This window comes from Sphingomonas sp. CCH5-D11 (genome assembly GCF_001557395.1).
Taxonomy (GTDB): domain Bacteria; phylum Pseudomonadota; class Alphaproteobacteria; order Sphingomonadales; family Sphingomonadaceae; genus Sphingomonas.
Genome location: NZ_LSKH01000317.1, coordinates 1 through 6,535 on the forward strand (window position 1 = coordinate 1; position 6,535 = coordinate 6,535).

9 protein-coding genes are annotated in these 6,535 nt (G+C 60.4%); 6 read left to right on the plus strand and 3 right to left on the minus strand.

Annotated elements, in window-relative coordinates:
• Together AX702_RS19745 and AX702_RS19750 are read left to right on the plus strand one after the other, a co-directional pair.
• Positions 1-334: peptide-methionine (S)-S-oxide reductase MsrA (locus AX702_RS19745; protein ID WP_066782095.1), on the plus strand; the 334-nt coding region annotated here is incomplete at its 5' end.
• A 73-nt stretch (positions 335-407) separates the two neighbouring features.
• Positions 408-1,199, plus strand: coding sequence for a ZIP family metal transporter (locus AX702_RS19750; protein WP_231731965.1), 792 nt, complete (start codon positions 408-410; stop codon positions 1,197-1,199).
• 36 nt (positions 1,200-1,235) lie between these two features.
• Here AX702_RS19750 and AX702_RS19755 read toward each other — a convergent pair whose 3' ends face one another.
• Positions 1,236-1,715 (minus strand): MarR family winged helix-turn-helix transcriptional regulator, encoded by a 480-nt coding sequence (locus AX702_RS19755; RefSeq protein ID WP_231731966.1) that lies wholly within the window; start codon positions 1,713-1,715, stop codon positions 1,236-1,238.
• A gap of 305 nt (positions 1,716-2,020) precedes the next feature.
• On the minus strand, positions 2,021-2,707 hold the full coding sequence (gene rpiA / locus AX702_RS19760) for a ribose-5-phosphate isomerase RpiA (protein ID WP_066782098.1): 687 nt from the start codon (positions 2,705-2,707) through the stop codon (positions 2,021-2,023).
• Positions 2,708-2,957: 250 nt separating this feature from the next.
• Here rpiA and gap point away from each other — a divergent pair, with 250 nt between their 5' ends.
• From gap to AX702_RS23060, 4 genes are all read left to right on the plus strand, one after another.
• A complete protein-coding gene (gene gap / locus AX702_RS19765) occupies positions 2,958-3,968 on the plus strand; it encodes a type I glyceraldehyde-3-phosphate dehydrogenase (RefSeq protein WP_066782103.1) in 1,011 nt (336 codons plus the stop codon).
• Positions 3,969-4,161: 193 nt separating this feature from the next.
• Positions 4,162-4,674 (plus strand): MarR family winged helix-turn-helix transcriptional regulator, encoded by a 513-nt coding sequence (locus AX702_RS19770; protein ID WP_082746385.1) that lies wholly within the window; start codon positions 4,162-4,164, stop codon positions 4,672-4,674.
• 48 nt (positions 4,675-4,722) lie between these two features.
• Positions 4,723-5,208, plus strand: a complete 486-nt coding sequence (locus AX702_RS19775) for a YkgB family protein (protein ID WP_066782100.1) — start codon at positions 4,723-4,725, stop codon at positions 5,206-5,208.
• Positions 5,209-5,256: 48 nt separating this feature from the next.
• Positions 5,257-5,697, plus strand: coding sequence for a DUF6314 family protein (locus AX702_RS23060; RefSeq protein WP_066782101.1), 441 nt, complete (start codon positions 5,257-5,259; stop codon positions 5,695-5,697).
• Here AX702_RS23060 and AX702_RS19785 read toward each other — a convergent pair.
• The gene (locus AX702_RS19785) at positions 5,694-6,479 is read right to left on the minus strand and encodes a YeeE/YedE thiosulfate transporter family protein (protein ID WP_269450417.1); all 786 of its coding nucleotides are present in this window, start codon (positions 6,477-6,479) and stop codon (positions 5,694-5,696) included. The two genes, AX702_RS23060 and AX702_RS19785, sit on opposite strands and share 4 nt — an antisense overlap.
• Positions 6,480-6,535 lie beyond the last annotated feature (56 nt).

Below are 6,535 nucleotides of genomic sequence, written 5' to 3' on the forward strand. Positions count from 1 at the left end.
CTTTGACCCCGCCGTTCTGAGCTATCGCTCCCTGCTGGAACTCTTCTTTCAGATCCACGACCCGACGACCTACGAACAACAGGGCAGCGACATCGGCCCAAGCTACCGCTCCGCCATCTTCTATACCGACAAGCGTCAGATGGAGGTTGCCTTGGCAACGATCGAGGATATCGAGGCATCGGGTCGATGGCCCGGGCCGGTCTTATCCGAGATCAATCCCGAGGAGCCATTCTGGGAGGCAGAGCCGGAGCACCAGAAGTACCTAGTGCGACATCCGAGGGGGTATAGCTGCCACTTCGCGCGTCCCACGTGGCGCCTCGACCGATCGCGCTGATGATGCGGCCAAGCCACGACCTGCTGGCACATCACAGCGCCATTGAACGCGCCAGCTGGCAAGTCGATGTTTGTTGAAGGAGGCTGCGACGGTGGGATCACCTATGACACCCGTCCCTGAGTTCGTCGTTGCCGGCATGTGGGGGCTAGTGTCTGGCAGCGGCTTGCTCTTGGGCGCTATCGTTGCAGATGCATTATCTGGCAAACTCAGTCATCGGATGGTTTCCGCCATCATGGGGTTCGGGGGCGGTGTCTTGTTTGCCGTTATCGCCACGGAGCTCGTCGTTCGACCACATGCGGGCGGGGCGGCTACATGGCCGACCATCGCTTTGCCAGTAGGTGCGGGGATTTTCAGCGGCATAAACTGGTACCTCGCTAGGCGCGGGGCGAGGGACCGAAAGCGTTGTGGCGAGTGCGTCGAGCAACCCAACGAAGCGGAGCATCATGGCAGTGGAGCTGCGATCGCCGTGGGCAGCGTGCTCGACGGCATCCCTGAGGCCCTGGTAATCGGGATGTCGGTCGCCGGCGGCGGCGCGATCAGCCTGGCCGTAATCGTAGGCTTTTTTCTGGCGAACGTGCCTCAGGGACTCTCGAGCACCTCAGGCATGAAGCTGGCCGGCCGGTCTCGCACATACATCTACACGATATGGATCGGGATACCGCTTATAATCGCGATCGCGGCAGGTGTTGGAAACTTCCTGCTCGGATCAGCATCGGCGCAGGAGCCTGCCATCCTCCTATTCGCCGCTGGTGCCGTACTGGCCATGCTCGCCGAAGCCATGATCCCGGAAGCCTTCGAGAATGCGCCTCCGTTCATCGGGCTTATCACGGTCCTTGGCTTTCTGGCCGCCTACCTAATCGCGTAGCATTGAGCACGCGCTTCAAGACCACTGGTGCGGCCGTTACTCGCGGTCCTGCCCCCGCTCATGAAGCTCAGCGTCGATAGGACAATTGGTACAGCCTTCGTAGCAACACAGGCGGCAGATGCGATAGGAGTGCTCGAGGTTCTCCAAACGGCCACGAAGGACGCGCTCGGCAATGTCGGCCAGGATCCTCATTTCGTCTTTGTTGAGGATCGACAAGCCCTCTTCGATGACCTTATCTCTTGCGGCTAGGATCGCAGCACTCGCCTTCTGACCGGCCGATGTCAGGTGCAGGGAGCGGACGCGGCCGTCAGTCGCGGTTGCCCGGCTCTCGATCAGTCCTTCGGCAGTGAGCCGATCGGCAAGGCGGACCGTCCCTGCGTGCGACAAGCCCACGCCGACCGCCAGCATTCTCACCGAAAGCCCAGGCTGGTGCGCGAGCAGCGCTAGCGCTGACGCGGCAGGTCCTTCTTCCGGCGCCCGCGATGAACTAGCGCGAACGATGTCGTCGCTGATCATAAGTGCGAACGCCCCGAAAACGTTACGGTCTCGAGGTTCATCCATCCGTGCGGGTATATGTGCGCGACGCATATACAGCAAGCTTCGGTGCGTATTGATCTGGCAGGTTAGAACAACCGGAAGTCCTGCAAAGTCAGAGGCTTACCGAGGCACATCCGATTTTCATCAGTCGTAGTTTGCGACGAGCTGCGATACCACTCGATACGCTGCGGCTATGGCGGCTTGAGAGAACCCCGGCGTCTCTCCCCCTTGGGTTCATCAAGGACGCGGCGCTGGGGCAAAAGGTTCAACCCGCAGTACTGGGATCACGATCGATCCGCGTGTCTAACGTCAACCGCACCATCGCGCCCAACGATGATCGTATCGATCTCAGAGAGGAAAAGGCCGTGCGCGGCAACACCCGGAATGGCTGCGATCGCGAGTGCGGTCTGTTGCGGGTCTGTGATGACCCCGAAGGCCACATCCAGGATGTGATTGCCCTGATCTGTCAAAAGCGGATCGTCATTCTGCAATCGGAGGGACACCGGAACTCCAAGGTCGGCGAGGCGCGCTCCGACGAATTCAGCGGCAAACGGGAAAACTTCGACGGGTAGCGGAAAGCGGCCGAGCCGCCTTACGACCTTGCTTGAATCGACCACGGCGATGACGCGAGCGGATGCCGCAGCAATAACCTTTTCCCTCAGCAAAGCGCCCCCGCCGCCCTTGATTGCCTGGAGGTTTTGATCGATCTCGTCGGCGCCGTCGATCGTGAGGTCCACTGAACTGAGACCCCCGAAGGCAACCAGCGGTACGGCCAATTCGCGGGCCAGAGCCTCGGTCATGCGCGAGGTTGGGACAGCCGTGATGCGGAGCCCGGCAGCAACTCGCTTTCCAAGATACTTCAGAACGTAGTTCGCCGTGCTGCCGGTCCCTAATCCGACAAGCATGCCGTCCTGGATTTCATCGACTGCCCTTTTGGCTGCGAGAGCCTTTTCTGCTTCAAGGTCAGACACCGTTTAAATCCTCCTTCCCTTCCTCGCGCAGTTCCGTCGCGCGCTGCATGCTCTACGCGACGGTGCCGAGCAGGCGCCGGAAACGGCCAGTCAATCCCGGTCGCCTCTCCGTTTTGACCTGCTCGGAACCCACGCCTAGGTCTATGCGTCACGCATATATATCGTCGACTTGAGCGACAATTTTCCTACGAGCGGTAGCGAGAGATACTCGTTCCCGGCGGCGATTTCTCATCAACGAAAGGGAATGCGCATGACTGTCAGGGTCGCGATCAACGGTTTCGGGCGCATCGGCAGACTGACGTTGCGCTCGGTGGTCGAACTTCGCCGTCAGAATATCCAAGTCGTGGCTATCAACGATCTCGCACCGGTCGGCACCCTGGCTCACCTCCTCAAATACGACTCCGTCCACGGTCCCTTTCCGGGTGAAATCGACGTCGGCGCCGACTGGATCGATGTCGGCTACGGGAGAATCACAGTCACCATGCAGCGCGACCCGGCGGACTTGCCTCATCAGAAGTGCGGCGTCGATATCGCGATGGAGTGCTCAGGCTTCTTCACTTCGAAAGACAAGGCCAGCGCGCATCTCCGCGCCGGTGCGAAACGTGTTCTCGTCTCCGCACCCAGCGAAGGAGCCGACAAGACGATCGTCTTCAAGGTCAATCATGCGACATTGACGCCCGAGGATGTAATCGTTTCGAACGGGTCCTGCACGACCAACGTGCTCGCACCCGTGGCAAAAGTGTTGAACGATTTATTCGGCATCGAGCGCGGCTACATGACGACGGTCCACGCCTACACCGGCGACCAACCGACGTTGGATGCCGTGCACACGGATCCTTATCGAGGACGCGCAGCCGCTCTATCGATGATTCCGACATCGACGGGCGCGGCGAATGCAATCGGCCGCGTGTTGCCGGAGTTGAAGGGCAAGCTGCACGGATCCTCAATCCGTGTCCCCACACCCAATGTTTCGGTCATCGATCTAGCCGTGTCCGCCATGCGTGACGTCACCATCGAGGAGGTGAACGGAGCCATTCGGGTTGCTGCCGATGGACCAATGCAGGGCGTGCTCGCGGTCACAACCGAACCGTTGGTGTCGATCGATCTGAGCCATCGGACCGAGTCGTCGATCGTCGCACTGCCCCAGACCGACGTTGTCGATCGAAGACTGGTCCGCGTTCTAGCCTGGTATGACAACGAGTGGAGCTTTGCGACACGCATGGCGGATACCGCGCTCGAGATGGCCAAATTCGGCAACTGACCGCAGGCGCCGACCCCCAAAGCGAGCGTTCGCGCGAACTAAGGCGCCGTTTGCGCCACCCTACTCTCGCGTCCTTCAAGCACCATCCTGAGTGAAGTGGTCCACACAGGCAGCGCGATCAAATTTCGATCGAACTCGACAGAGGACTTAACAAGGTGTATGCGTGGCGCATATATCACGCAAGGTGATGACGATGCTGGACGAGCCCTCAGATCGACTGATCAACGTCTTTGGCGCGCTCGCTCAGGCCGTTTCCGATCGGGTGCGGATTGCCATAGCTGAGGCCTTTACCGCGGGTGGGGAAACCGCTGCTGCGCTGATTGCGATCGGTCACGATCCGGGGATGTCGATCGATCAGATCAGCCGGATCCTTCGCCTCTCACATGCCGGGACGGTTCGCGTTGTTGAGCGGCTGGATGATCAGGGCTTTGTAGGAAAGTCGCAGTCTCAGTCTGACCGCCGCGTCGCACGTATAACGCTGACGCGGCGGGGGCATGCCGAACGAACCAAACTCCTCAGCCTGAGAAATGCCGCGGTTTCCGGCCTTTTGGTCCGGGTCTCTGCCAACGACCGCATAGTTTTGGAACGGATCGCCGACACCATTCTGACTTCGTTGCTGGATGATCCGCAGAGCGCGCTGGCGACGTGCCGCTTCTGCGATCAGGCACGGTGTCTTGGCTGCCCGATGGGCACACGGCGCCACTGAAATCTTCCGTTTATCCACAACCGACATAATCTTCATCGAGGAGTTCCGATGCCGTTTCTGAACCGCTATCGCTTTCATGTTGCCGAGGAAAACAGAAGGGATCTGGCACTGCTGAGGTGGGCGCTCGTCCTGGTCTTCCTATGGTTCGGCGGCATGAAGTTCACTATGTACGAGGCCGAAGGGATCGCCCCGTTCATCGGGAACAGCCCGCTGATGAGTTGGCTCGGCATGTTCGGAACGCAGGGGCAGAGCTACTTCGTCGGGATCATCGAACTCTCGACGGCTGCGGCGCTGACCGTCGGCGCGTTTCGGCCTATCTTCTCAGCGCTCGGCGCCCTGATGTCGGTGTCAACCTACCTGATCACGCTAACTTTCTTCGTGACTACGCCGGGCGTCTCGGAGGCAAGCGCAGGAGGCTTCCCTGCGATATCGGCCGCGCCGGGACAGTTCCTGCTCAAGGACGCCGTTCTCCTCGCGGCGTCGCTCGTGTTGCTTTTCAACTCGGTCGAACGGCGACCAGTACAGTCGGCCTAACCCTGAGCATGCTGGTACAAGCTTGCGAGGGAGGGTGACAAATCGCCGGTGATCGAAGGCTCCCGTCTCCTTCGAAGTCTAAGTGGCGCCTGGCAACTCGATCGGGAGATCAGGGGTGCCGGCGCGCAGTTCCTCGGTAAGGCCGTCTTCGAGCCTCAACCTGATGGCACTTCCAATTACCGAGAATGCGGGACGCTTCTATTGCGAGACGGGCGAGAGCTATCCTCCCACCGGAGCTACACCTATCGTCCCTCCGAAAGGGGGTTCACGGTCGCGTTCGCGGACGGGCCGACCCTGGGCAATATCTTTGTGCGGCTTCTTTTCGACGCCGTGGACGATCAACAGCTCGTAGCTGACGACGTCCACCGCTGCGGTGCCGACACTTACGAGGTTCGCTACATTCTCGGGCGGCCGGGTGCATTCGAGACCATCATCGACGTGGTGGGCCCGGCCAAAGCCTATCGCCTGATCAGCAGTTACGTTCGCTAATGGTCGATGCGCCCGCCGCGTGTCAGCCTACGGCGTCCGATTAAGCCAATCAGAATGGTGGCAGTCATGGTTAGGACGGCTGCGAAGCCACCTGGTGACAGCGCGGGCACTGCTGACAGGATAAGACCATCATTCCCGCCGGGGATGAGAGAGATCCCAACCCCCATAAGGAAGCCGCCGAAGAGGGTTCGAAGAAGGTCACGGGCAGAAGGTTCCTGCAGGCCCATGTTGCCTTGCCCTGCAGAGGCGGCGAATGCGCCCATTACCGATGCGGCCACAGCTGGGAGTGCGACAACCCCGGTGCGCATGTCGTGGAGAAGAAGGCTGTGTTGCAACAACTGAGCAAGCGTCCAGGACGGCGATAGCGCAAAGAGCGCTCCGCCGGTCACTCCAAGTACCAACATCGATAATGCCAGCGGCCATCTCGCCCTTGGTCGCGATGCCTCGCTGACCGCCAGGATGATCGACACCAGCGTAAGAATGATCAGAAAGCTCAAGAGGCAGACCATACCCTGTACGCTCGGCTCCGCGAGCAGGCTAGGCCACATTGCGATACGATCGTGTCGCGCTCGGTCAATGAGCAGCATCCCGGCCGCTAGTCCAAAGGGCAGAGCTAGAAGTCGGACCTCCCCGTTCCCCAAACGAGCGAGCGATCCGAGCAAGCAGGTGTCGTTGACGAGGGCGCCTATTCCGAACGCGACGGCACCAGCGAGGAGCGAGGAGTCGATACTGGACGCGGTGATTGTTAGTCCGTCTATCGCCGCGGCCCAGGCGAGCGGAATGGCTGTGGATCGGCGTGGAAAAGGGACCCCGGTAGCGGGGTGATCGGCGTCGAAAA

Coding starts and splice junctions, on each gene's coding strand:
- gap (WP_066782103.1), top strand. CDS start 2,958: ATGACTGTCAGGGTCGCGATCAACGGTTTCGGGCGCATCGGCAGACTG.
- AX702_RS19755 (WP_231731966.1), bottom strand. CDS start 1,715: ATGATCAGCGACGACATCGTTCGCGCTAGTTCATCGCGGGCGCCGGAA.
- AX702_RS19770 (WP_082746385.1), top strand. CDS start 4,162: ATGCTGGACGAGCCCTCAGATCGACTGATCAACGTCTTTGGCGCGCTC.
- AX702_RS19775 (WP_066782100.1), top strand. CDS start 4,723: ATGCCGTTTCTGAACCGCTATCGCTTTCATGTTGCCGAGGAAAACAGA.